18 protein-coding genes are annotated in these 24,260 nt (G+C 62.0%); 10 read left to right on the forward strand and 8 right to left on the reverse strand.

The window, feature by feature from the left end; translation table 11 throughout:
• Positions 1 to 74 precede the first annotated feature (74 nt).
• Positions 75 to 1,319: a cytosine deaminase gene (codA, locus tag Q8X48_RS19090; protein WP_407801268.1), complete on the forward strand. Its 1,245-nt coding sequence runs from the start codon at positions 75 to 77 to the stop codon at positions 1,317 to 1,319.
• A gap of 113 nt (positions 1,320 to 1,432) precedes the next feature.
• Here the strand turns inward: codA and Q8X48_RS19095 are convergent, their stop codons facing one another.
• Positions 1,433 to 2,425 (reverse strand): diaminopimelate epimerase, encoded by a 993-nt coding sequence (locus tag Q8X48_RS19095; RefSeq protein WP_407801267.1) that lies wholly within the window; start codon positions 2,423 to 2,425, stop codon positions 1,433 to 1,435.
• 164 nt (positions 2,426 to 2,589) lie between these two features.
• Between Q8X48_RS19095 and Q8X48_RS19100 the strand changes: the two genes are divergently transcribed.
• Positions 2,590 to 3,741 carry an MFS transporter gene (locus Q8X48_RS19100; RefSeq protein WP_407801266.1) on the forward strand — a complete coding sequence of 384 codons (1,152 nt, stop codon included), beginning with the start codon at positions 2,590 to 2,592 and terminating at the stop codon, positions 3,739 to 3,741.
• Between the two features lie 140 nt (positions 3,742 to 3,881).
• Here Q8X48_RS19100 and Q8X48_RS19105 read toward each other — a convergent pair whose 3' ends face one another.
• The 4 genes from Q8X48_RS19105 to Q8X48_RS19120 all read right to left on the reverse strand — a co-directional run bounded on the left by Q8X48_RS19105 (position 3,882) and on the right by Q8X48_RS19120 (position 9,500).
• Positions 3,882 to 6,305, reverse strand: a complete 2,424-nt coding sequence (locus tag Q8X48_RS19105; protein WP_407801265.1) for a TonB-dependent siderophore receptor — start codon at positions 6,303 to 6,305, stop codon at positions 3,882 to 3,884.
• Between the two features lie 98 nt (positions 6,306 to 6,403).
• Positions 6,404 to 7,387, reverse strand: coding sequence for a FecR family protein (locus tag Q8X48_RS19110; protein ID WP_407801264.1), 984 nt, complete (start codon positions 7,385 to 7,387; stop codon positions 6,404 to 6,406).
• A 40-nt stretch (positions 7,388 to 7,427) separates the two neighbouring features.
• Positions 7,428 to 7,928 carry a sigma-70 family RNA polymerase sigma factor gene (locus tag Q8X48_RS19115; protein WP_015094195.1) on the reverse strand — a complete coding sequence of 167 codons (501 nt, stop codon included), beginning with the start codon at positions 7,926 to 7,928 and terminating at the stop codon, positions 7,428 to 7,430.
• Between the two features lie 177 nt (positions 7,929 to 8,105).
• On the reverse strand, positions 8,106 to 9,500 hold the full coding sequence (locus Q8X48_RS19120; protein ID WP_407801263.1) for an MFS transporter: 1,395 nt from the start codon (positions 9,498 to 9,500) through the stop codon (positions 8,106 to 8,108).
• Between the two features lie 720 nt (positions 9,501 to 10,220).
• On the opposite strand from Q8X48_RS19120, the gene tynA reads away from it, so the two are divergent.
• Positions 10,221 to 12,500 (forward strand): primary-amine oxidase, encoded by a 2,280-nt coding sequence (gene tynA, locus Q8X48_RS19125; protein ID WP_407801262.1) that lies wholly within the window; start codon positions 10,221 to 10,223, stop codon positions 12,498 to 12,500.
• A 141-nt stretch (positions 12,501 to 12,641) separates the two neighbouring features.
• On the opposite strand, the gene feaR is transcribed toward tynA, so the two are convergent.
• The 3 genes from feaR to paaY form a co-directional block, all read right to left on the reverse strand.
• Complete coding sequence (gene feaR / locus Q8X48_RS19130) at positions 12,642 to 13,556, reverse strand: transcriptional regulator FeaR (RefSeq protein ID WP_407801261.1); 915 nt, start codon at positions 13,554 to 13,556, stop codon at positions 12,642 to 12,644.
• A gap of 101 nt (positions 13,557 to 13,657) precedes the next feature.
• Positions 13,658 to 14,581, reverse strand: a complete 924-nt coding sequence (gene paaX / locus Q8X48_RS19135; RefSeq protein ID WP_007972019.1) for a phenylacetic acid degradation operon negative regulatory protein PaaX — start codon at positions 14,579 to 14,581, stop codon at positions 13,658 to 13,660.
• 160 nt (positions 14,582 to 14,741) lie between these two features.
• Positions 14,742 to 15,338 (reverse strand): phenylacetic acid degradation protein PaaY, encoded by a 597-nt coding sequence (gene paaY, locus Q8X48_RS19140; protein WP_007972020.1) that lies wholly within the window; start codon positions 15,336 to 15,338, stop codon positions 14,742 to 14,744.
• A gap of 348 nt (positions 15,339 to 15,686) precedes the next feature.
• On the opposite strand from paaY, the gene paaF reads away from it, so the two are divergent.
• The 7 genes from paaF to paaA all read left to right on the forward strand — a co-directional run bounded on the left by paaF (position 15,687) and on the right by paaA (position 24,187).
• Entirely contained in the window at positions 15,687 to 16,460 is a 774-nt protein-coding gene (gene paaF / locus Q8X48_RS19145; RefSeq protein WP_407801260.1) for a 2,3-dehydroadipyl-CoA hydratase PaaF, read from the forward strand.
• Between the two features lie 40 nt (positions 16,461 to 16,500).
• Positions 16,501 to 17,292: a 2-(1,2-epoxy-1,2-dihydrophenyl)acetyl-CoA isomerase PaaG gene (paaG, locus tag Q8X48_RS19150; protein ID WP_007972022.1), complete on the forward strand. Its 792-nt coding sequence runs from the start codon at positions 16,501 to 16,503 to the stop codon at positions 17,290 to 17,292.
• A 3-nt stretch (positions 17,293 to 17,295) separates the two neighbouring features.
• Complete coding sequence (paaH, locus tag Q8X48_RS19155) at positions 17,296 to 18,813, forward strand: 3-hydroxyacyl-CoA dehydrogenase PaaH (RefSeq protein WP_407801259.1); 1,518 nt, start codon at positions 17,296 to 17,298, stop codon at positions 18,811 to 18,813.
• Positions 18,806 to 19,255, forward strand: a complete 450-nt coding sequence (gene paaI, locus Q8X48_RS19160; RefSeq protein ID WP_007972024.1) for a hydroxyphenylacetyl-CoA thioesterase PaaI — start codon at positions 18,806 to 18,808, stop codon at positions 19,253 to 19,255. The genes paaH and paaI overlap by 8 nt, the downstream gene beginning before the upstream one ends.
• On the forward strand, positions 19,248 to 20,459 hold the full coding sequence (pcaF, locus tag Q8X48_RS19165) for a 3-oxoadipyl-CoA thiolase (protein ID WP_126050237.1): 1,212 nt from the start codon (positions 19,248 to 19,250) through the stop codon (positions 20,457 to 20,459). The genes paaI and pcaF overlap by 8 nt, the downstream gene beginning before the upstream one ends.
• A 99-nt stretch (positions 20,460 to 20,558) precedes the next feature.
• The gene (gene paaK / locus Q8X48_RS19170; RefSeq protein ID WP_407801258.1) at positions 20,559 to 21,884 is read left to right on the forward strand and encodes a phenylacetate--CoA ligase PaaK; all 1,326 of its coding nucleotides are present in this window, start codon (positions 20,559 to 20,561) and stop codon (positions 21,882 to 21,884) included.
• 1,313 nt (positions 21,885 to 23,197) lie between these two features.
• Entirely contained in the window at positions 23,198 to 24,187 is a 990-nt protein-coding gene (gene paaA / locus Q8X48_RS19175) for a 1,2-phenylacetyl-CoA epoxidase subunit PaaA (RefSeq protein ID WP_095968047.1), read from the forward strand.
• Positions 24,188 to 24,260 lie beyond the last annotated feature (73 nt).

Genomic DNA, 24,260 nt, shown 5'->3' on the forward strand with positions numbered 1-24,260 from the left:
TCACTGGCGGGGACCGCCGTTGGCGAGCTAACGTAAAGGTATTGCCAATACGACTCGCTAAAAGGACTCGCCCGATGCACATCATCAACGCCCGTCTGCGCAACCAGGAAGGCCTGCATGAGTTGAACCTGGAAAACGGCCTGATCAGCAGCATCGCCCGCCAGATCGAGGCCCCGACCCTGGGCCCTGGCGACCTGGATGCCGGCGGCAATCTGGTAGTGCCGCCTTTTGTCGAGCCGCACATCCACCTCGACGCCACCCTGACCGCCGGCGAGCCGCGCTGGAACATGAGCGGCACGCTGTTCGAAGGCATCGAGTGCTGGGGCGAACGCAAGGCGACCATCACCCACGAAGACACCAAGACCCGCGCCAAAAAAACCATCCAGGCCCTCGCCGCCCATGGCATCCAGCATGTGCGCACCCACGTCGACGTCACCGACCCGCAACTGACCGCGCTCAAGGCAATGCTCGAAGTGCGTGAGGAAAGCCGGCACCTGGTCGACCTGCAAATCGTCGCGTTCCCTCAGGAAGGCATCGAGTCGTACCGCAATGGTCGCGAGTTGATGGAAGAGGCGATCCGCATGGGCGCGGACGTGGTCGGTGGCATTCCGCATTTCGAGTACACCCGCGACCAGGGTGTCAGTTCGGTGAAGTTCCTCATGGACCTGGCCGAACGCAGCGGTTGCCTGGTCGACGTGCATTGCGACGAAACCGACGACCCGCATTCACGCTTTCTCGAAGTGCTCGCCGAAGAGGCCCGCAGCCGCGACATGGGTTCGCGGGTCACGGCCAGCCACACCACGGCCATGGGCTCCTACGACAACGCCTACTGCGCCAAGCTGTTTCGCTTGCTCGGGCATTCGGGGATCAGCTTCGTCTCCTGTCCCACCGAAAGCATCCACCTGCAAGGTCGCTTCGACAGCTTCCCGAAACGCCGGGGCGTGACCCGGGTCAACGAGTTGCTGGAAGCGGGCATGAACGTGTGCTTTGGCCAGGACTCCATCGTCGATCCGTGGTACCCGCTGGGCAACGGCAACATTCTGCGGGTGCTCGAGGCCGGGCTGCACATCTGCCACATGCTCGGTTATCGCAACCTGCAAAGCGCGCTGGACCTGGTGACGGACAACAGCGCCAAGGCCATGAACCTCGGCGAGCGCTATGGCCTGGAGCGCGGGCGTCCAGCGAACCTGCTGATTCTGTCGGCGGAGAGTGATTACGAGGTGATCCGCAGCCAGGGGTTGCCGCTGTACTCGGTGCGCGAGGGCAAGGTGTTGATGAAGCGGACGATGCCGGTGGTGGAGTTCGCTGGTCTGAGCTGAGATTTGCATTGACCCGAACTGACCACTTCGCGAGCAGGCTCGCTCCCACACTGGATTGATGTTGTTCACAAAACCCTGTGGGAGCGGGCTTGCCCGCGAAGGCTATTTTGAAGTCAATCAATCATTCGAGCCGTACCAAACAGACTGACCCGACTCAACTCCCCCTGCTCCTCTTCCAGCAAGATCGGCGCCGTGCCACCCGGCATCGTCACCTTCACTTCCCCGGCGCTGACCCAACCCACGCGCCAGGCCGCACAGGCCACCGCACTGGCGCTGGTCCCCGAAGACGCTGTCGGCCCCTCGCCACGCTCGAATACCCGCGCGGCGATGTGTCCTTCGGACAAGCGCATCGCCCATTGCAGATTGATCCCCGCCGTACAGGGTTTGCCTGCACCGACCGGCATGGCGTAGGCAATTCGCATCAACCCGTCACCCAACGCCGGTTCTCGCATCTGCTCGTTGCTCGGCAAATCGTCGGCGTTTTCGACCAGCGTCACGCAATGCGGATTGCCGACCCGCGCGAACTGGCTGCGCGACCATGCGCCATTGAGGGCCGACAGCGGTTTGACATGGCTGAGTTCGCGGCCATCCAACAGCGCCGTTTCAACGCCCTCGGCACTGACCGCCGACGGCCCGAAACCAGGCTGGCCCAGGTCAAGCCAGAAACCCTGCACGTCCTCGACTTCAGCGGCTTTCACCGAAGTCTGCCCCGGTGAAGGCGTGTCGGACTTGTCGTGGTGAACCCTGAGCAGACAGGCTTCGTCGCGGGGTAAAAGCCCTTGGTCGCTCAAGGCCTGGGAAAAAATCGTCAGGCCGTTGCCACTGCGTTCGGCCAGGGTCCCGTCGGTGTTGACGATCAGCAGGTCAAAGGGTGGCGAGGACTGGAACGGTCCGACCAGCAATCCGTCGCTGCGATGATCCTTGCTGCCGGCCGGTTGGGTGCCGGGTGCCCAGTTGCAGCAGGCTTCGATGGCCGCCACAGCCCAAGCCTGACGAGTTTGTGCCGCGTGGCTGGCCTGATCGGGCAAGTCGATGCCCTGGTGGCGCAATTCTTCGGGCGCTACCACGATGTAAATATTGCCCCGTGCATCGTACCTCTGCGCCATGGCGCCCTCCGTGTGTCATTGGAATGGCTCAACATATCGCGAAAAACAGCGGCGCTGTGCAACGATGTCGCCCTGTTTGACCGTAAAACTTTCCGGGCACTGATCGAACCCTCCTCGATCGATCACTGTCCGTTGAGGACGTAACATTTTTGCCAGGGATTGATATGACCAGCCTCAACAGCCAAACCACCTTCGTTCCCGGCCGCCTGGAACAGATGTCCACGCGCATCGCCTTTTTCATTGCCGGGTTCGGTATCGCCGCGTGGGCGCCGCTGGTGCCCTATGCCAAGGCCCGGGCCGGGCTGGATGAAGGCACCCTGGGCCTGTTGCTGCTGTGTCTGGGGGTGGGTTCGATCCTGGCGATGCCGATGGCCGGGATCCTGGCCACGCGTTTCGGCTGCCGGCGGGTGACGACCGGTGGGACCTTGCTGATCTGTGCCGCCCTGCCGCTGCTGGCCACGGTGTCATCGATTCCGGCCTTGATCGCGGCGCTGTTCATGTTCGGCGCGGGCCTCGGCACAGTGGATTCGACGGTCAACCTGCAAGCGGTGATCGTCGAGCGCGCCAGCGGCAAAAACATGATGTCGGGTTTCCATGGCCTGTTCAGCCTCGGCGGGATTGTCGGCGCAGCGGGCGTCAGCGGCTTGCTGGGCCTGGGGATTTCACCGCTGGGGGCCACGCTGGTGGTGATCGTGATGCTGCTGATCGCATTGGCCAGGGCCGTGCCGCACCTGTTGCCCTACGGCAGTGAGAGCTCAGGGCCGGCGTTCGCGGTGCCCCATGGCATCGTCCTGTTTATCGGTGGCATGTGCTTTATCGTGTTCCTCGCCGAAGGCGCGGCGCTGGACTGGAGCGCGGTATTCCTGGCACAGGAACGTGGCATCGACACGGCGTATGCGGGCCTCGGCTATGCGGCGTTTGCCTTGACCATGACGGCCGGGCGTTTGACCGGTGACAAAATCGTACGGCGGTTGGGCGCGACACGGGTGATTGTGTTCGGCGGGCTGACGGCTGCCGCGGGCTTGTTTCTGGCGACGTTCGCCTCGAGCTGGGAGGCGGCGCTGGTGGGTTACGCGCTGCTGGGCGCCGGTTGCTCGAACATCGTGCCGGTGTTGTACACCGCCGTGGGCAAGCAGACGGTCATGCCCGAAAGCATCGCCGTGCCGGCCATCACCACCCTGGGTTATGCGGGAATACTCGCAGGGCCTGCGCTGATCGGCTTTGTCGCCCATGGCGCCAGCTTGAGTTTTGCCTTCGGGTTGATGGCGGTGCTGCTGGTGGCGGTGGCCATTGGCGGGAGGGTGTTGAAAGTCTAAATTGTGGCGAGGGGGCTTGCCCCCGTTCGGCTGCGCAGCAGTCGCAAATCGGCTAATGCGTTCTATCTGTAGAACTGAAGTTACCGGATTCGGGACCGCTTCGCGGCCCAACGGGGGCAAGCCCCCTCGCCACAGATGGGCTAGAACCCGACACTGGCCTGCACAAAGAACGTCCGCGGCGCGCCGACGTACATGCCCGAGTTGTTGTCGCTGGAGCGGGTGAAGTACTGCTTGTCGAAGATGTTTTTCACCCCGGCACCCAGCTTCAGGTTCGACACCTGCGGGCCAAAGTCATAGCCGCTACGCACGTTCCAGGTCACATAACCCGGAATGTCGCCGAACTGGCCGTCGGCGGAGCCTTCGGTGATGTAGTTGCCGTTGAAACTGCCATCGGCGTTCACCCCGGTGCCCGGCGAGCGCTGTTTCGACTGGGCGAACGCATCGAGGTTCCAGGTCCAGCGGTTGATGTCGTAACGCAGGCCGGCGGTGGCCACCTGACGGGAGTAGAACGGTAGATCACGGCCCTTGAAGCCCGGGATTTCACCTTCATAAGTGGCACGGGTGTAGGTGAAACCGGCGTTGGCGCTCAGGCCGTCGAGGCGTGGATCCAGCGCCGCCATATCGTAGTGCACCGAGGTTTCGATGCCCTGGTGCTTGGTCGCGCCGAGGTTGGTCCAGCCCACATCGTTGCTGATGTATTGCAGTTCGTCGTCGAAGTCGATGTAGAACAGCGTCACCTCACCGCCCCACACGTCATCGTTGTAGCGCGTACCGATTTCGTAGGTCTTGGCCTTTTCCGGCTGCAGGCCGTTGGCAGGCTCATCACCGATACCGCCCTGCCCCAGCTGGAAATACTGCAGCGCGCCGAATGAGGTTTCGTAGTTGGCGAACAGCTTCCAGGCCTCGGACATGTGGTACATCACGCTCAGGGCCGGCAGCGGCTCGTTGCTTTCGATGCTGCGTTTTTTCTCCGGCACCGGTTTACCGGCATTATCGAGTACCGGCCGGTCATGCCAATCGGTGCTGATGTGCTCGAAGCGAATACCCGGGGTGACGGTCCAGTTGCCCACGTCGATCTTGTTGTCGACGTAGACCGAATTGGCCTCGGTTCCACCGGTGCGGTCCTGATAGACATGGCCGTCCGCCCCCGGACGCACGACGGGCTCGTTGTTGACCAGCGCCACTCGGCTGGCCTCTTCGTGCATGGCTTCCTTCAGGTAGCGATAACCGACGCTGACTTCCTGGGTGGTCGGGCCCACATCAAACACATGGGAGACCCGTGGTTCGATACCGAAGGTGTAGTAGCTGCGCGGATAGGAATTGAGTGTCTTCAGGTCACGTGAGGCGATGGTGCTGCCACGAAAACTGTCGGTGTAGTAGGTCAGCACTTCGGCCTGGGTGCGATCGTCGATCTGCCGCGCCCACTTGAACGACACATCCTTGCGACGGCCGCTGAAGCTGTCGTAGTCGCGCACCGACTGGAACGGGTCGGCGTCGTACTGCGCCTGGGTCAGGCCGCCGGGCATGTCGGCCTTGGCGTCGTAGTAGTGGAAGTTGAGACTGAAATCGTCGACATCGGTCGGCGCCCAATGGGTCTTGAGGATCACGTCGTCGATGTCGTTACCGTTGTTGCTTTCACGGTAACCGTTGCCGTTCACGCCGGAGTACAACAGCGCCACGCCCATGCCGTTGTCGGCGGTGCCGCCCATGAACGCCGTGTCGATGTGTTTCCAGCCACCGTGCTGCGACGTTTCCAGGGTGGTGCCGATTTCCGCGGAGGCCTGTTCCGGGATCGCGCGGGTCACGAAGTTGATCACACCGCCGACGTTTTGCGGCCCGTAGCGCACGGAGCCGGCACCGCGTACCACGTCGATGCTGTCGAGGTTGCCGGAGGAAATCGGTGCCATGGACAGTTGTGGCTGCCCGTAGGGCGCGAACGCCGCCGGGATGCCGTCGATCAGCACGGTGGAGCGAGGCGACAGGCGCGAAGTCAGGCCGCGCACGCCGACGTTGAGGGAAATGTCGCTGCCACCGGTGCCGTTGGCGTCCTGCACTTGCACGCCGGGAACCCGTTTCAACACGTCGCCGACGTTCATCGCGCCCTGCTCGATCATGGCTTCGCGGCGCACCACCGTTCGTGCGCCAGGGTGGTTCTGCACCAAGACGGCATCGGCGTCATCGAGCCAGTCGCCCACCACCTTGATGTCGGTCACGCCAAGCTCCAGCGGGCCGTTGGCCGCCGAAGTCGGCGCCGGCATCAGGGTCACCGAACCTTCATCGATCTGGTATTGCAGGCCGCTGCCTTGCAGCAACTGGCGCAGTGCGTCTTCCGGGGACATATTGCCGTCCACCGCCGGAGCCTGTTTGCCGGCGACCAGCTCAGGGCTGAAGAACACCTGAAGCGAGGTTTGCTGGCCCAATTGGCTCAAGGCTTGTCCCAAGGGTTGCGCCGGGATGCGGATGCCGTCGGCGGCAAGGGCCTGGGGCAGCGCAACGTTGACCGCCAGGGCGAGCGCCAGCGGCAACCAGGGGAATTTGTTGTTTTTAGCGGTGGAGTTTTTCACGTCGAACGTAATCCTGTGGATCGCAAGAGTGTGCGCTTGTTAATGCAAACCAGTTGCAGTTGAACAGGAAGACGATGAACTCGAAAAAAACCTGAATTTTATTTTGAAATTATTTCCTGGCTGCCATCGCCAAGGGTGCGCACGGCCACCGGCAGAATGCTCGGCAAGGCCTTGAGCAGTGCGTCGGTGTTGTCGGACTTGAACACGCTGGTCAGGCGCAGATCGCCGACCGCTGCGCTGGCGACCTTGAGCGGTTTCTCCCGATAACGTGAGACCTGCTCGGCGACGTCGGCCAGGCGGGCGTTGTTGAACACCAGTTTGCCGCTGCGCCAGGCAGTCATTTCCGCCGGGTTGACGGCGTAGGCGGCCGCGACCTTGCCCTGGGCATCGACGTGGGTGCCCAGGCCCGCTGTCAGATTGATGAAATCGTTATCGGCAGCCTCGCGCCCCTGGACCTTGACCGTGCCCTGCTCCACCACCACCCGGGTTTCGCTGGCGCCACGGCGTACGTCGAACCGGGTGCCGGTGACCGTGACCTTGCCGCTGCCCGACTCGACCACAAAGGGTCGGCGGGTGTCGTGCGCGACCCTGAACATCGCTTCGCCTTCGCTCAGCTCAACGTGGCGTTGAGCCTTTTCAAAACGCACCTGAATCCGGCTGCGGCTGTCCAGATCCACCGCCGAACCATCCGGCAACGCCACATGGCGCCGCTCATTCAGGGCCGTTGAAAACTCGGCCGTGTAAGGCGCCGGATGGTTCAGGCTGCTGAACAGACCCAGGCCAAGCGCCACCGCGAGCACGCTGGCGGCTACCGCGTAACGCAGCACCGGACGAGTTTTTTTCAGGGCAGGCGGAGTTTCACACAAGGCACGCAAACGCGCCGCCGGAAGCAAATCGGCGGCGCGCCACACCCCCTGGAGCACTTCGAATTCGTTTCGGTGTTGGGGGTGTTCGTCCAGCCAGGCCTGAAACCGGCGACGCACTTCGACATCGACGACAGGCTCCTGCAAACGTACAAACCATAGCGCCGCGTCATCGCGAACCGTTGTTTTCCCGCACGCACAATCACGAGTATCCATCATGGAAGTTCCTGTTTGGCTGGGGAGGAGATGGCGCGACAGATCATGACTGCAACCCGTCCAGGCGATCACGCAGGTGCCGAAGCGTGCGGATCATATACTTTTCCACCATGTTCTTGGACAGTCCCAGGCGTTCGGCGATTTCGGCCTGGGTCAGGCCCTCGATTTTCTGCCAGACAAACACCTTGCGGCAGTTGACCGGCAGCTCGGTGAGCGCCCGTTCGATGGAATCAGCCAGCTGGATCGCGTGCATGAAATGCTCCGGGTCGCCGCTCGGCGACTCACTGAGATCGATCGCCTCTGACTCCATGGCGCCCCGCCGGTCCTCACGCCGATACCCATCCACGGCAATGTTGCGCGCGGTCTGGTGCAAATACGCCCGGGGCTGTTCAACCCGCGCCGAATCGGACTCAAGCACCCGCACAAAGGTATCGTGGGCCAGGTCCTCGGCCTGCTGACGATTCCTCAGGCGACGGGTCCAGGTACCAACCAACTCTTCGTAATGCTCGAAAAAGCCGTGTCTGCGGGGCAGCTTGAGGGTCATTGCGCTGTGCTGTGGAAACGGGGCGTGAATAGTAATGCTTCTTATTAAACCAAAGCAATCGCTTGCCGCCTCAAACGCGCTCCCTGTAGCCCGAAACGCAAAAGGCCGCTGATTGCTCAGCGGCCTTGTTCAATCCGACGGGTTAGTCCGCCTGGCAGATGCCCTCGAAGCCGTCATTCACAGGTCGGTAATTTCCTTGTGGCGAGGCACCAGCATCTTCATCACACTCCACGCCACCAGATAGGCCAGCGCGCAGACGGCGAACATGATCATGTAGCCGGTACGGATTTCACCCACCGATTTGTAGTAGTCGAACACCCAGCCACCGATCTTGGTCAGCAAGACGCCGCCCAACCCACCCGCCATACCGCCAATGCCGACCACGGATGCGACGGTCTTTTGCGGAAACATGTCGGACACCGTGGTGAAGATGTTGGCCGACCAGGCCTGATGCGCCGACGCGCCCACACCAATGAGCAACACCGGTACCCAGACGCTGATGTGACCCAATGGCTGTGCCAACAGCACGACCAACGGGAAAACGGCAATCACCAGCATGGCTTTCATGCGGCCGTCATACGGCTTGTCGCCACGTGCCATGAAATAGCTGGGGAACCAGCCGCCGCCAATACTGCCCACCATGGTCATGCTGTACAGCACGGCCAGTGGCACCACGATTGCTGCGCCTTTGAGGCCGTACTGCTCCGACAGGTAGGTCGGAAGCCAGAACAGAAAGAACCACCACACACCGTCGGTCATGAACTTGCCGAAGGCGAACGCCCAGGTCTGGCGGTATTTCAGCAATTGGAACCAGGAAACCTTTTTGCCGACGCCCGTCTGCACAGCGGCACTGACAGGGGAATCACTGCGAATGTGCGCCAGTTCCTGCGCCGACAGGCGCTTCTGCTGCTCCGGTTTGTCGTACAGCACCAGCCATACGCCCATCCAGATAAAGCCCAGCATGCCGATCACGATGAACGCTGCCTGCCAGCCCCACAGGGCAGCAATCAGCGGCACCGAAATGGGTGCCAGGATCGCGCCGACGTTGGCCCCGGAGTTGAAGATCCCGGTGGCGAAGGAGCGTTCTTTCTTCGGGAAATACTCAGCGGTGACCTTGATTGCGGCCGGAAAGTTGGCCGATTCACCGACCGCCAGCACGGCGCGCGACAGCATGAAGCCGGCGATCGAGACAGGGATGACCGCAATACCAAGCGCGGCACAGATGGCGGCGATACCCTCGCCCATGGGTTCTGCAAAGGCGTGCATGACGGCGCCGGTCGACCAGACACAAATCGCCAACACAAAAGCAGCCTTGGTGCCGATCTTGTCGACCACACGGCCCGCGAACAGCATGGAAATCGCGTAAGTGAACTGGAAGACCGCGGCAATGTTGGCGTAATCGGTGTTGCTCCAGCCAAATTGCCTCGACAGCTCCGGCGCCAGCAGGCTGAGCACCTGGCGGTCGAGGTAATTGACGGTGGTTGCAAAAAACAACAATGCACAAATGGTCCATCGGTATTTACCGACAGACTGGCTGACGCGTTGCGCAGTAATGGGCTCGTTGAGGTTCATGGCATCACTTTATTGTAGATTTTTGGTGATGATCTCTCGGTGCAAAACGAGATCGATTGGGCCGCCGGGCTTCACTTCAATGCATCGGTCCACGACGAAACGGGCCATTTTCCGCCGAGGGATTGGGCCAACTGATTTCGGACAACTCATCAGACAACTCACTGGGAAACAGCGACTGATTGCTCAGCCTGCGTTTCTCCCGCGAGTCAGTGACGGGTTGTCACGGGTAACGGGCGCAAGGGTGTGTGGACATAGAAGCCGGTGGCTGAACACGAGAACTTCGGGGGCGAGAGGGAGGCGATTGGATTCATGTTGGGGTCGACACTCTTTTTATTTTTAGTTTGGACGTGCATGTCATATGTCGTCGTATGACTTAAGCGATTTATAGCCAGTCCCATGGGCCACTGTCAACAAGAAAACTCCTTAGACCTGAACGGCCTGACCGCCCTGAAAATGCGACATATAATCGAATAAACCCGTGAAACAGGCTCCTGGACACAGGTACCGCGACGCGTGGCTTGCTCCCTTGTCAGTTTTGAAAGAGGGTCATCGATCCTTCATTGTTGTACGACGACCTATAGCAAAACAGTCAGAATCCGCCCGACTACGCTCAATCAGGCACAGATCCAAAGGTTTTTGGCAGGAATCCCAATGCAGCTATTCACTGGCTGTAGCAAAGTGCGGGCATGGCTGTTATCGGCTTTTCCGAAGGAACCCAGAATGTTCACCTCCCTTGCATTGCGAAACAGAAAACCGCTGGCCCGTCTCGCCCTGGCTATCACGCTGGGCCTGCCTTACTGGGCGGGCAATGCCCAGGCCCACGGCGGTCATGCCGACATGGTGCCGCTGCAAGAGGGTCTGGAGGCCTTTGGTGCCACGGTGAAATGGGACGACTACGCCAACCTGTTCACCATTGCCAAGGACGGGGTCTATCTCAAGGTCAAGCCCGACAGCAAAGTGGCCATGCTCAACGGCAAGCGCATCGAGCTGACGGTGCCGGTGGTGTTCAAGGACCATAAGGCGTTCATGTCCACCGACTTCATCAACCAGGTGTTCCAGTCCGGGCTGGACAAGACCTTCGTCGTCGAGCCCCGCCCCAACCCGCTCAATCCCCTGAGCGCCGCCGAAATCACCACGGCCGTGGACATCGTCAAGAAATCGGACAACTACAAGCCCGGTTTCCGCTTCACCGAAGTCTCGGTCAAGGCGCCGCCCAAGGATCAGGTGTGGAACTTCGCCCTCACCGGGCAGAACACCGCCCAGCCGCGCGAGGCCTCAATCGTGGTGCTCGACGGCAAACACGTGATCGAAGCGCTGGTGGATCTCGACACTAAGACACTCAAGTCCTGGAAGCCCATCGAAGGCGCCCACGGCATGGTCTTGCTGGACGACTTCGCAACGGTGCAATCGGCCGTCGAGACCAGCCCGGAATACGCCCAGGCCCTGGCCAAGCGCGGCATCAACGACGTGAAGAAGGTCGTGGCCACGCCCCTGACCGTCGGTTACTTCGACGGCAAGGACGGCCTGGCGCAGGACAAGCGCCTGCTGAAAATCGTCAGCTACCTCAACACCGGTGACGGCAACTACTGGGCGCACCCGATCGAGGGCCTGGTGGCGATTGTCGACCTGGAACAGAAGAAGCTGATCAAGATCGAAGACGACGCGCTGATTCCGGTGCCGATGAAACCGACGCCGTATGACGGGCGCGGACGCCAGGGTGTCGCAGTCAAGCCGCTGGAAATCATCGAGCCCGAGGGCAAGAACTACACCATCAGCGGCAACAGCATTCACTGGCAAAACTGGGACTTCCACGTTCGCCTCGATTCGCGGGTCGGGCCGATCCTGTCCACCGTCACCTACGACGACAAGGGCAAGAAACGCAAGATCATGTACGAAGGCTCGCTGGGCGGCATGATCGTGCCTTACGGCGACCCGGACATCGGCTGGTACTTCAAGGCCTACCTCGACTCCGGCGACTACGGCATGGGCACCCTGACCTCGCCGATCGCCCGTGGCAAGGACGCCCCGCAAAACGCCGTGCTGCTGGACGCCACCATCGCCGACTACACCGGCGCACCGACCGCTATCCCGCGCGCCATGGCGGTGTTCGAGCGCTACGCCGGGCCCGAGTACAAACACCAGGAAATGGGCCAGCCCAACCTCAGCACCGAGCGTCGTGAACTGGTGGTGCGCTGGATCAGCACAGTGGGCAACTACGACTACATCTTCGACTGGGTCTTCCAGCAGAACGGCACCATCGGCATCGACGCCGGCGCCACCGGCATCGAAGCGGTCAAGGGCGTGAAATCCAAAACCATGCACGAAGACACCGCCAGGGAAGACACGCGCTACGGCACCCTGCTCGATCACAACATCGTCGGCACCACGCACCAGCACATCTACAACTTCCGTCTCGACATGGACGTGGACGGCGAGCAGAACTCACTGGTGGAAGTGAACCCGGTGGTGCTGCCCAACGACCGTGGCGGCCCGCGCACCAGCACCATGCAGACCGAAACCAAAGTGGTCGGCACCGAGCAGCAAGCGGCGCAGAAATTCGACCCGTCGACCGTGCGCCTGCTGACCAACTTCAGCAAGGAGAACAAGGTCGGCAACCCGGTTTCCTATCAACTGATTCCGTACGCCGGCGGCACCCACCCGGTGGCCAAGGGCGCCAACTTCGGCAAGGACGAATGGCTCTACCACCGCCTGAGTTTCATGGACAAGCAACTGTGGGTGACCCAATACAATCCCGAGGAAAAGTACCCGGAAGGCAAGTACCCGAACCGCTCGGACAAGGACTCGGGCCTGGGGCAGTTCACCCAGGACAACCACTCCATCGAGAACACCGACGATGTGGTCTGGCTGACCACCGGCACCACCCACATCGCCCGCGCCGAGGAATGGCCGATCATGCCGACCGAGTGGGTGCATGTGCTGCTCAAGCCGTGGAACTTCTTCGATGAAACGCCGACCTTGAACCTCAGCGCACCAAAGTAAACAGGTCGTATGCAATACCTGTAGGAGCGAGCCTGCTCGCGAAGATCTCAAAGACACCGCGTTTCTCCAGAATTCGCGCGTTATCGTTGACGACCATCGCGAGCAAGCTCGCTCCTACAGGGTTGACCGGTGTTCAACCGATCAGGCATACCGCTTGCGATACTCCCCCGGCGCAATGCCGAAACGCGATTTGAACGCGGTGGAGAAGTAGCTCGAATCGGAAAACCCCCACGAATACCCCAGCACCGACAACTTCTGCTCCGTGCCCGATTGGCGCAGGGATTCGGCGCACAGGTCCAGGCGACGGTTCTTGATGTAGCGCGCCACCACCAATCCCTTCTTGGCAAACATCCGGTACAGGCCACGGGTGGACATGCCGACTTCCCGCGCCAGCCATTCCGGGCACAGGTCTTCGGAGCGAATGTTTTCGTCGATACAGGTGAGCGTCTTGCGGAAGATCCGCTCATGGGCATCGGTGCAATCGTCAACCTGGCTGATCGCCGGGCGCAGCAGGCTGACGATCGCCTCCAGGGTCGCTTCGCTTTCCTGGCGGGTCAGGTGCTGCTGGCGGGTGGCGTCGAGGATCAGCCGGTGCGAGAGCATGGCGATGGGCGAGGTCGCGGCAATCCGGTGGCCGCACTTGACCGGGTTGAAGCGCAGGGTTTGCTCGACCAGTTGATACGGCAGGATCAGCGACAACTGCCGGGAGTTTTCGCCGTAGGTGAAATCGCTGGGGCGGGAGGCATCGATCAGCGTGATGTCGCCGGGGGACAACAAGACCTTGTCGTCGCCCTGGGCCATGCCCGCCGTGCCGTCGAGCTGGAACACCGCGAAGTACTTGCCGCCCTCGCCCGCCGCGACTTCCTGGGGCGTACGGTACAACCGCGCCTGGCACACGTCGACGAAACTGAGTTTGAGCGCATCGCTCTGGTATTCGCGGATGCGCCCGGCAAACTCGCTGCCCAGGGGTTGTGCGTTGAAGGCGCCACAGATCTGGTTGATCTGATGGATCCACTGGTCGAACCCATCCTGGCGCTGTGCTGTTGTAGAAATCATGTCAGGCCTCACGCAGGCTTATTTTTATTGTCTACGTCAATCCACACGACACCGGATGCTTCGAGTCTCCTGAACCGCACCACTCCCTGAACAATGACGTGCTATTTCAGTCCGCCAAAACGCCGATAGAAGCTTTCACCGACATCCGGCAACGGGCCGTCGGCCGTTTCCAGTGCAGCGTTCAGCCATTCTTCGGCCTTGGCGTAGATCAAACGGTAAATGTTGCGGCACAACTGGCGGGCGGCGCGGCCTTCCCAGTCGCCGGGCAGCAACTCGTCCGGCAGTTGCGGGTCGCGCAGCAGCAGCTTGCGGTACTCGTGAATCAACAGCACCCGCGCCAGGAAGCAGTCGGCCGGTTGCAGGTTTTCCTGCTCGCGCAGGGCTTGCCACAGCGGCCGGAACAACTGGATGAACTCGCTGTAGTGCGCGGCCAGCTCCTCGATGTTCCAGCTCTCGCGTACCTGCAGGCGCAGGGCCTTGGAGGCCAGGACGTCCTGGGCGGTGGTTTCGAAGACGATGGTGTCCTCCTGGGCGCCGAGGTCGAGCAGGGTCGCGTTGACGTCGGACCGGTCGCTGCGCGGACAGGCCAGCACCACCGGCGAAATCGCGCCGAAGCCTTGCCATTCCAGTTCCTCGCGCACCTGTTTGCGTTTGTCCTGGGTCAGTTGCGAGAGCATCACCAGGCACCAGGAACCATCCCAGGCCGGCATCGTGGTGCTGTAGACCCGTTTGAAGGCCTTGTCGAAACGGCGACGGCCGGTGCCGGTCAGGCTGTAGTAACTGCGGCGACCGACTTTCTCGGCGGTCAGCCAGCCTTCCTTGGTCAGGCGAAAAATCGAAGTGCGGATCAGCCGTTCGTTGATGCCGATGGGTTCGAGCAACTGAATCAGGCTGCCCAGCCACACGGTGCCGCCATGGGGTTCGATGGCATCCCCGTACAACGTGATGATCAAGGAACTGGCGCGGATCGGCGTCTGCTCCTGGAAGCGGGTAATCAGGTGGTTCAAGGGAGTCAGGGACGACATGGGCGTTCCGTGCAAAAAAAGAAAAGGAATATACCGAAAGCTAAGGGGTTAATCCCAATCCCTTGTAGGAGCGAGCCTGCTCGCGATGGTGTGTCAGTCGACACCAAGGTAGCTGACCCACCATCGCGAGCAGGCTCGCTCCTACAGTAGGGGACGGTGTTCACAAAGTGCTGCCTTTTGGCCGCAACCCACTGTCACTGATACGCGGGCGATCCGGTTCCGGTTCGCTCAGCGGTTCGCACACCTGCATCTGCTCGAGGCAACGCTGGGCCAGTTGCTGATACTCCCGGGTGCCGGCCTGTTTCCACGCCACTTCCTGATCGCTGAGGCTGCGCTTGATGCTGGCCGGTGCGCCCATGACCAGCGACTGTTCCGGGCATTCGAAACCGGCCTTGACGAACGCCGCCGCCGACACGAATGAACGCGGGCCGATCCGGGCGTTGTCCATCACCACCGCATTCATGCCCACCAGCGCATCGGCGCCGATCCGGCACCCGTGCAGCACCGCGCCGTGGCCGATGTGGCCGTTGCGCTCCACCACCGTGTCGCTGTCGGGGAAACCGTGCATCACACAGGTGTCCTGCAGGTTGGCGCCCTCCTCCAGCACGATCCGCCCGAAGTCCCCGCGCAGACTGGCCAACGGCCCCACATAACAATGCGGGCCGATGATCACATCGCCGATCAATACGGCAGACGGGTGCACATAAGCGCTCGGGTCAACCACAGGAGTCAGGCCATCAAGGCTGTAGCAGGTCATGGCAGGTTCCTTCGCAAAGCGATGCAAATAATGGCCTATTTTGTATCACATCACTTTTACCAGCACAAAGACTAAAAACCGTATCACTTGAAACTCACCTTTCCGACGAAAACCAACGCGCCCCAAAAAACGCTACAAAGCCCAATTAAATCAGGGGAAAACCCATTATCAGCGCCCCTTCAACAGAAAGACATAAAATCGAAAACCACACATTTAGGACACATTAAATCAATTTTATTATTGCATTTGCGTATCACGTTGTAGCTATACTTGGGCAAAACCGGCCCCCGAGGCCGATCCAATAACGAGCCGGCACCACGCCGAGCGTGCACCCTGAGGGCATCCGCCATGCCTCTGACCCTTGCCGTCGAATTGATCGAGCCTGGCGTCCGCCTGATTACCCTGCAGCGCCCGCAAGCCCTGAACGCCTTGACCACCGAGTTGCTGGGCGAACTGGCCGCTGAACTGAACGCCGCGCAAGCCGACCCCGACACCCGCGTCGTGGTCCTCACCGGCAGCCGCAAAGCCTTCGCCGCCGGCGCCGACATCAAGGAAATGGCCGAACGCAACCTGGTCGGCATCCTCGACGATCCGCGCCAGGCCTCGTGGCAAACCATCACCCGCTTCAGCAAACCGCTGATCGCCGCGGTCAACGGCTTCGCCCTCGGCGGTGGCTGCGAACTGGCGATGCACGCCGACATCATCATTGCCGGGGAAGACGCGCGCTTCGGCCAGCCGGAAATCAACCTCGGGATCATGCCCGGCGCTGGCGGCACCCAGCGTCTGCTGCGCGCCGTCGGCAAATCCATGGCCATGCAGATGGTCCTCACCGGCGAGCCGATCGACGCCCGCCAGGCCCAACGCGCCGGCCTGGTCAGCGAAGTCACCCAACCGGAGTTCACCGTCGATCGCGCCCTGCACATCGCCCGCAGCATTGCGACCAAAGCGCCACTGGCCGTACGCCTGGCCAAGGAAGCGCTGCTCAAGGCCATGGACACCGACCTGGCCAGCGGCCTGCGCTTCGAGCGCCACGCCTTCACCGTGCTGGCCGGCACCAGTGACCGCGACGAAGGCATTGCGGCCTTCCAGGAAAAACGCGCGCCGACCTTCACCGGCCAGTAATCCAACGAATTCGAACGACTGCCAAGAGAACGCCCAGACCATGAACTTCGAACACATCCTGTTTTCCATCGACGCCGGCGTCGCCCTGCTCAGCCTCAACCGGCCAGACCAGCTCAACAGCTTCAACACCCAGATGCACGGCGAAGTGAAAGAAGCACTCAAGCAAGTGCGGCAGAACCCGGACGTGCGCGTTCTACTGCTGACCGGTGAAGGTCGCGGCTTCTGCGCCGGGCAGGACCTGAGCGACCGCAATGTCGCGCCGGGCAGCGCCGTGCCGGATCTTGGTGAGTCCATCGAGAAGTTCTACAACCCGCTGATCCGCCAGTTGCGCGACCTGCCGCTGCCGGTGATCTGCGCGGTCAACGGCGTCGCCGCCGGTGCCGGCGCCAACATTCCGCTGGCCTGCGACCTGGTGCTGGCGGCGCGTTCGGCCAGTTTCATCCAGGCGTTCTGCAAGATCGGCCTGATTCCCGATTCCGGTGGCACCTGGACCTTGCCACGGCTGGTCGGCATGGCCCGAGCCAAGGCCCTGGCCTTGCTTGGCAATCGCCTGAGCGCCGAACAGGCCGAACAATGGGGCTTGATCTACCAGTGCGTGGACGACGCCGACCTGCGCGACGAAGCACTGAAACTGGCCCGCCACCTCGCCACTCAACCCACCTACGGCCTGGCGCTGATCAAACGCAGCCTCAACGCCAGCCTGAGCAACAGCTTCGACGAACAGCTTGAACTGGAGCGCGATCTGCAACGCCTGGCCGGGCGTAGCGAGGATTATCGCGAAGGCGTCGGCGCCTTCATGGAAAAACGCACCCCAAGCTTCAAGGGGCGCTGAGTCATGACCGCATTGAACACCTCTGCACGCATCGCCGTGATCGGCGCCGGGGCCATGGGCGCCGGCATCGCCCAGGTCGCGGCGCAAGCTGGCCATCCGGTGTTGCTGCTGGACAACCGTCCCGGCGCGGCGGCGCAGGCCATCGAAGGCATCGATCGACAACTGGGCAAACGGGTCGAGAACGGCAAGCTGTCCGCCGAATCGCGCAGCGCAACCATTACCCGCCTGCAAGCGGTGGAGGCCATCGAAGCTCTGGCCGATTGCGAGCTGATCATCGAGGCCATCGTCGAGAACCTCGAGGTCAAGCGGGCACTGTTCCGTCAGCTCGAAGGCATCTGCGGCGAGCACTGCATCCTCGCCAGCAACACCTCGTCGCTGTCGATCACCAGCATCGCCGCGCAGCTTGAACATCCAGAACGCTTGCTCGGCCTGCACTTCTTCAATCCGGCGCCGGTCATGGCGTTGATGGAAATCGTTTCCGGCCTGGCCAGCAATCCCGTCCTGGCTGAGTGCCTGTACGACACCGCCAAGGCCTGGGGCAAAAAACCGGTGCACACCCGTTCGACGCCGGGTTTCATCGTCAACCGCGTGGCCCGGCCGTTCTATGCCGAAAGCCTGCGGATGCTGCAGGAAGGCGCGGCCGACTGCCCGACCCTGGATGCGCTGATGCGCGAAGCCGGCGGCTTTGCCATGGGCGCGTTCGAGCTGACCGACTTGATCGGCCACGACGTCAACTACGCCGTGACTTGTTCGGTGTTCGACGCCTATTACCAGGACACGCGTTTCCTGCCTTCGCTGATCCAGAAAGAACTGGTGGACGGCGGCCGCCTGGGACGCAAGAGCGGCCAGGGTTTTTACAGCTACGCCCAAGGTTCGGAACGTCCGCAAGCGGCTGAAATCAGCAGCGATGCGAAAGTCGAGGTCTGTGCCGTGGAAGGCGACCTCGGTATTGCTCAAGGCTTGCTCGCACGCTTGCATGAACAAGGCGTCGAGATCGTCCAGCGTGATGGTCAGGGCTTGCTGCGGGTCGGTGACGCCGTGCTGGCCTTGAGCGATGGGCGCATGGCCTGTCAGCGGGCTCGCGAAGACGGCCTGCGTAACCTGATCCTGCTGGATCTGGCGTTCGATTACGCCAATGCCAAACGCATCGCTATCAGCCATGCGGCAGGCATTGATCCACTCGCGCTCGAACAAGGCGTGGCCCTGCTGCAACGGGCCGGCCTCAAGGTCAGCCTGCTCAGCGACAGCCCGGCCCTCGCCGTCCTGCGCACCGTGGCGATGCTCGCCAACGAAGCCGCCGATGCCCTGCTGCAGGGCGTGGCGTCGGCCGCCGACATCGATCTGGCGATGCGCGCCGGGGTCAACTATCCACAGGGGCCGCTGGCCTGGGCCGATGCCATTGGCCTGTCGCACATTCTTCAAACGCTGGAAAACCTGCAAGCCAGTTATGGCGAAGAACGCTACCGACCGTCGCTGCTGCTGCGCCGTCGCGTCGCCGAAGGGAGAAACTTCCATGACTAACCACGAAGCCATGACCCTGGCCAGTGAATGCGCGCAGTCGCTGTTCCAGCGCGACGCCGCCAGCCAGGCCATGGGCATGCGCCTGCTCTCGGCCGGCCCCGGTTGCGCCCGGGTCGGCATGACCGTGCGCGCCGACATGGTCCAGGGCCACGGCACCTGCCACGGCGGCTACCTGTTCGCCCTCGCCGATTCGGCGTTCGCCTTTGCCTGCAACAGCTACAACGAAGCCACCGTGGCCATCGGTTGCAGCATCGACTACATCGCCCCGGCCCGTCTGGGTGACACGCTGAACGCCGACTGCATCGAGCAGAGCCGCTCCGGGCGCACCGGCAACTACGACGTACGCATCGAAAACCAGCAGGGCCAGTTGATCGCCCTGTTCCATGGCAAATCCTACAAAGTGCGCGGCCCGGTGCTGACGCAGGAGACCCCGAATGAATGACGCCCTGATCATCGATGCCGTCCGCACCCCGATAGGCCGCTACGCCGGAGTCCTGAGCAGCGTGCGCGCCGACGACCTCGGTGCGGTGCCGCTGCGCGAACTGCTGCGCCGCCACCCGCAAGTCGACTGGAGCACAGTCGACGACGTGATCTACGGCTGCGCCAACCAGGCCGGCGAAGACAACCGCAACGTCGCGCGCATGTCGGCCCTGCTGGCCGGATTGCCGGTCAGCGTACCCGGCACCACGCTCAATAGGCTGTGTGGCTCCGGGCTGGATGCCATCGGCACCGCCGCCCGGGCGATTCGCAGCGGCGAAACCGGGTTGATGCTGGTCGGCGGCGTCGAATCGATGTCCCGCGCGCCGCTGGTAATGGGCAAGGCCGAGCAGGCATTTTCCCGTTCGGCGGAAATCTTCGACACCACCATCGGCTGGCGCTTCGTCAATCCGCTGATGAAAAAGGCCTACGGCATCGACTCCATGCCGGAAACCGCGGAGAACGTCGCCGAACAGTTCAACATCTCCCGGGCCGACCAGGACGCCTTCGCCCTGCGCAGCCAGCAGCGTGCAGCGGCCGCCCAGGCCAATGGGCGCCTGGCGAAGGAAATCGTCGCCGTGGAAATCCCGCAGCGCAAAGGCCCGGCCAAAGTGGTCGAGCACGACGAACATCCACGCGGCGACACCACGCTCGAACAGCTGGCCAAACTCGGCACGCCGTTCCGCGAAGGCGGCAGCATCACCGCCGGCAACGCCTCCGGGGTCAACGACGGCGCCTGCGCGCTGCTGCTGGCCAGCCCGCAAGTCGCCAAGCGCCACGGCCTGACCGCCCGTGGCCGGGTCGTGGCCATGGCCACTGCCGGCGTAGAACCACGGATCATGGGCATCGGCCCGGTGCCGGCCACGCGCAAGGTGCTGGAAGTGGCCAACCTGAGCCTGGCCGACATGGACGTGATCGAGCTCAACGAAGCGTTTGCCGCACAGGGTCTGGCGGTGCTGCGCGAGCTTGGCCTGAGCGACACCGATCCGCGGGTCAACCCCAACGGCGGCGCCATCGCCCTCGGTCACCCGTTGGGCATGAGCGGCGCACGACTGGTGACCACCGCCCTGCATGAACTTGAGGAACGTAACGGCCGCTACGCCCTGTGCACCATGTGCATCGGCGTCGGCCAGGGGATCGCGCTGATCATCGAGCGTCTATCCCACTAAAGAATCGCGATTCCCGAGGAGCCGAGAGGTATCCTTGGGGCATGCACTCAAAGCCCTTGTGCAAAAGGGCTGGAACACAAAAACAATTCGAGTGAACACATGAACATGCCAATTGCCCAAGCCGTGCTGAACCCTGTGCTGGACCCGCTGGAAACCGCCAGCATCGACGAACTGCGCCAGCATCAGCTGGAGCGCCTGCGCTGGAGCCTGAACCACGCCTACAACAACGTGCCGCTGTACCGTCAGCGTTTCGATGCGCTGGGCGTGCACCCGGACGACATCAAGTCCCTCGACGACCTGGCGAAATTCCCTTTCACCACCAAGTCCGACCTGCGCGACAACTACCCCTACGGCATGTTTGCCGTGCCGATGAACGACATCGTGCGCCTGCACGCGTCCAGCGGCACCACCGGCAAACCGACCGTGGTCGGCTACACCCAGAACGACATCGACACCTGGGCCAACGTGGTGGCCCGCTCGATCCGCGCCGCCGGTGGCCGCCGTGGCGACAAGGTGCACATCTCCTATGGCTACGGCCTGTTCACCGGCGGCCTCGGCGCGCACTACGGCGCCGAACGCCTGGGCTGCACGGTGATCCCAATGTCCGGCGGCCAGACCGAAAAGCAAGTGCAACTGATCAAGGATTTCCAGCCGGACATCATCATGGTCACGCCGTCGTACATGCTCAACATCGCCGACGAAATCGAGCGCCAGGGCATCGACCCGCACAAACTGGCCCTGCGCCTGGGCATCTTCGGCGCCGAACCCTGGACCGCCGAACTGCGCAGCGCCATCGAAGCGCGCCTGGGCATCACCGCCCTGGACATCTACGGCCTGTCGGAAATCATGGGGCCGGGCGTCGCCATGGAATGCGCCGAAACCAAGGACGGCCCAACCATCTGGGAAGACCACTTCTACCCGGAAATCATCGATCCGGTCACCGGCGAAGTACTGCCGGACGGCCAGATGGGCGAATTGGTGTTCACCTCCCTGAGCAAAGAAGCCCTGCCGATGATCCGCTACCGCACCCGCGACCTGACGCGCCTGCTGCCGGGTACGGCGCGACCGATGCGACGTATCGACAAGATCACCGGACGCAGCGACGACATGCTGATCATCCGTGGGGTCAACGTGTTTCCGACGCAGATCGAGGAACAGGTACTCAAAGTCAAACAACTCGCCGAGTGCTATGAGATCCATCTGTATCGCAATGGAAACCTGGACAGCGTTGATGTGCATGTCGAGTTGAAGGCTGAGCACCAGCACCTGAGCGAAGAACAGCAGAAGGCTGTTTGTGGGGAATTGAGCAAACACATCAAGACGTATATCGGGATCAGTTCGCGGGTTGTCTTGCAGCCGTTTCATTCGATCAAGCGATCGGAGGGCAAGGCTTGCCACGTGTTGGATAAACGTCCTAAAGCATGACTGCTGCACCCTTTATGGCCCCGCTTATTGCGGGGCTTTTTTTTGCCGGGGCTTTGCTGACTCTGGAGCCGAGCACAATCCCTGTGGGAGCGAGCTTGCTCGCGATGGCGGCCTGACTGCCGGGCTGTCTTTTGTTGATTGCGTACATATCCGTTTCTTCGGTAACGGCCTCCTATGGTTCCGCTCTTACAGCGGGTCACTTTGAAAAGCCTGTAGGAGCGAGCTTGCTCGCGATGGAGGTCAACGATGATGCGGGGAGCCTGGCACCCCGCGGTGCCCTCAGGTTTTTCGCGAGCAAGCTCGCTCCTACAGAGCCCGCCGCCATCGGCCATCCATGGCCGGCGGCGGCTAACCCGGCATCCATGCCGGGTTGCCCACTGCGCAGAACCTGCGCTCGGCCTCACGAGGGGGCGTACACCGCAACAGCGTCCGAGGCGGCCTACCGGCCGGCCTGGTTGCTGGGTGCGTTCGTCTGTGATGTTCCTGGTCGACTGGCAGGTCGCTATCGCGAGCAAGCTCGCTCCCACAGGTACTCAGTACATCAGCAAGATTTCGGTCAGCTGGCAGACCGCCATCGCGAGCAGGCTCGCTCCCACAGTTGATCCGGGTATGCCTGCGAGAGATTGGTCGGCTGGCAGGCCGCCTTCGCGGGCAAGCCCGCTCCCACAATTTGAACGGTGGGCATCAGCAAGATCTTGGTCGGCTGTCAGGCCGCCATCGCGAGCAGGCTCGCTCCCACAGAAGAGCAAAAGCAGAGCAGCCCACACCGCGCCGCTTCTCACCACTCAACAGGTCGAGCGTTAGCTCGCCTGCAGCTTGTGATCTTGATCCACCCGCCCCCTCGGCAGGCTGAGCGGAGGTGTTCATCCGGGGATGGGCGCGCAGCGCCGTTCGACGCAGTCGAACTCATTGCATGTAGGTCGAAGCGAAGCCGACCGGAGGGCAATGCCCCCGGATGAATGCCGGAGCGAAGGAACGCCGAGCCTAAGCGAGGGGCCGTACGTTCGGGGCGAGCGTTTTTTTGGTTACTTTTTTTAGGCGCTTGTAAAAAAAGTGACTCGCCGTAAGGGCGAAACCGCCAGCCGCCATTACCGCAGGAATGGATATGTACGCGGTCAACAAAAGACAGGTCGGCTGTCAGGCCGCCTTCGCGAGCAGGCTCGCTCCCACAGGTGGCCCGCCCCAAAAAGCGACCATCCACCCAAAGCGATACAAAAAACAAATACGACACGTCATTTTGTGTTTGATATTAAATTCTGTATCGCTTATAAAGTCCCCATGCCCCAGAACAGATTCAAGGCGGGAACTCAAAAATGTACGCACAGCTCGTAGAAACAGGCGTAAAGCGCATCAAGAACCTCTCGGAAATGTCCGACCAGGAACGCGCCTTCCAGGAAAAAATCGATTCAGAAATCAAGATCGAAGCCAAGAACTGGATGCCAGATGCCTACCGCCAGACCCTGATCCGGCAGATTTCCCAGCACGCCCACTCCGAAATCGTCGGCATGCTGCCCGAAGGCAACTGGGTCACTCGCGCGCCGTCGCTCAAACGCAAACTGCAACTGATGGCCAAGATCCAGGACGAAGCCGGCCACGGCCTGTACCTGTACAGCGCCATGGAAACCCTCGGCGCCGACCGCGATGAGGAAATCGCCAGGCTGCACAGCGGCAAGGCCAAGTACTCGAGCATCTTCAATTACCCGACGCTGAACTGGGCCGACATGGGCGCGGTGGGCTGGCTGGTGGATGGCGCGGCGATCGTCAACCAGGTGGTGCTGCAACGCACCTCCTACGGCCCGTACTCCCGGGCGATGATCCGCATCTGCAAGGAAGAGAGCTTCCACCAGCGCCAGGGCTACGAAATCCTCCTGACCATGATGCGCCACGGTAACCAGGCGCAAAAAGACATGGTCCAGGACGCGATCAACCGCCTGTGGTGGCCGTCGCTGATGATGTTTGGCCCAAGCGACGAACACTCGCCGAACAGCGCCCAGTCCATGGCCTGGAAAATCAAGCGCCAGAGCAACGACGAACTGCGCCAGCGCTTCATCGACCAGACCATCCCGCAGCTGGAACTGCTGGGCTGCACCTGCCCTGACCCGGACCTGAAGTGGAACGCCGAGCGCGGCCACTACGACTTCGGCGAAATCCAGTGGAACGAATTCTACGAAGTGCTCAAGGGCAACGGCCCGTGCAACCAGGAACGCGTCGCCGCCCGCCGCAAGGCGATCGAAGACGGAGCCTGGGTTCGCGAAGCCGCCGTCGCCCACGCCCGCAAAAAACAAAACAAGAACGCCGCCTAAGACAACCGTACCCCCTGTAGGAGCGAGCTCGCTCGCGATGGTCGTCAACGTTAACGCTGGCTGCCTGACACCC

Origin of the sequence: Pseudomonas sp. QLc11A, from assembly GCF_052112305.1 — a bacterium.
GTDB lineage: Bacteria > Pseudomonadota > Gammaproteobacteria > Pseudomonadales > Pseudomonadaceae > Aquipseudomonas > Aquipseudomonas laurylsulfatiphila.

What these genes read in the sequence shown, in the direction of transcription:
- codA (WP_407801268.1), top strand. Translation starts at nt 75, where the DNA reads ATGCACATCATCAACGCCCGTCTGCGCAACCAGGAAGGCCTGCATGAG.
- Q8X48_RS19095 (WP_407801267.1), bottom strand. Translation starts at nt 2,425, where the DNA reads ATGGCGCAGAGGTACGATGCACGGGGCAATATTTACATCGTGGTAGCG.
- Q8X48_RS19100 (WP_407801266.1), top strand. Translation starts at nt 2,590, where the DNA reads ATGACCAGCCTCAACAGCCAAACCACCTTCGTTCCCGGCCGCCTGGAA.
- Q8X48_RS19110 (WP_407801264.1), bottom strand. Translation starts at nt 7,387, where the DNA reads ATGATGGATACTCGTGATTGTGCGTGCGGGAAAACAACGGTTCGCGAT.
- Q8X48_RS19115 (WP_015094195.1), bottom strand. Translation starts at nt 7,928, where the DNA reads ATGACCCTCAAGCTGCCCCGCAGACACGGCTTTTTCGAGCATTACGAA.
- Q8X48_RS19120 (WP_407801263.1), bottom strand. Translation starts at nt 9,500, where the DNA reads ATGAACCTCAACGAGCCCATTACTGCGCAACGCGTCAGCCAGTCTGTC.
- tynA (WP_407801262.1), top strand. Translation starts at nt 10,221, where the DNA reads ATGTTCACCTCCCTTGCATTGCGAAACAGAAAACCGCTGGCCCGTCTC.
- feaR (WP_407801261.1), bottom strand. Translation starts at nt 13,556, where the DNA reads ATGATTTCTACAACAGCACAGCGCCAGGATGGGTTCGACCAGTGGATC.
- paaX (WP_007972019.1), bottom strand. Translation starts at nt 14,581, where the DNA reads ATGTCGTCCCTGACTCCCTTGAACCACCTGATTACCCGCTTCCAGGAG.
- paaY (WP_007972020.1), bottom strand. Translation starts at nt 15,338, where the DNA reads ATGACCTGCTACAGCCTTGATGGCCTGACTCCTGTGGTTGACCCGAGC.
- paaF (WP_407801260.1), top strand. Translation starts at nt 15,687, where the DNA reads ATGCCTCTGACCCTTGCCGTCGAATTGATCGAGCCTGGCGTCCGCCTG.
- paaG (WP_007972022.1), top strand. Translation starts at nt 16,501, where the DNA reads ATGAACTTCGAACACATCCTGTTTTCCATCGACGCCGGCGTCGCCCTG.
- paaH (WP_407801259.1), top strand. Translation starts at nt 17,296, where the DNA reads ATGACCGCATTGAACACCTCTGCACGCATCGCCGTGATCGGCGCCGGG.
- paaI (WP_007972024.1), top strand. Translation starts at nt 18,806, where the DNA reads ATGACTAACCACGAAGCCATGACCCTGGCCAGTGAATGCGCGCAGTCG.
- pcaF (WP_126050237.1), top strand. Translation starts at nt 19,248, where the DNA reads ATGAATGACGCCCTGATCATCGATGCCGTCCGCACCCCGATAGGCCGC.
- paaK (WP_407801258.1), top strand. Translation starts at nt 20,559, where the DNA reads ATGAACATGCCAATTGCCCAAGCCGTGCTGAACCCTGTGCTGGACCCG.
- paaA (WP_095968047.1), top strand. Translation starts at nt 23,198, where the DNA reads ATGTACGCACAGCTCGTAGAAACAGGCGTAAAGCGCATCAAGAACCTC.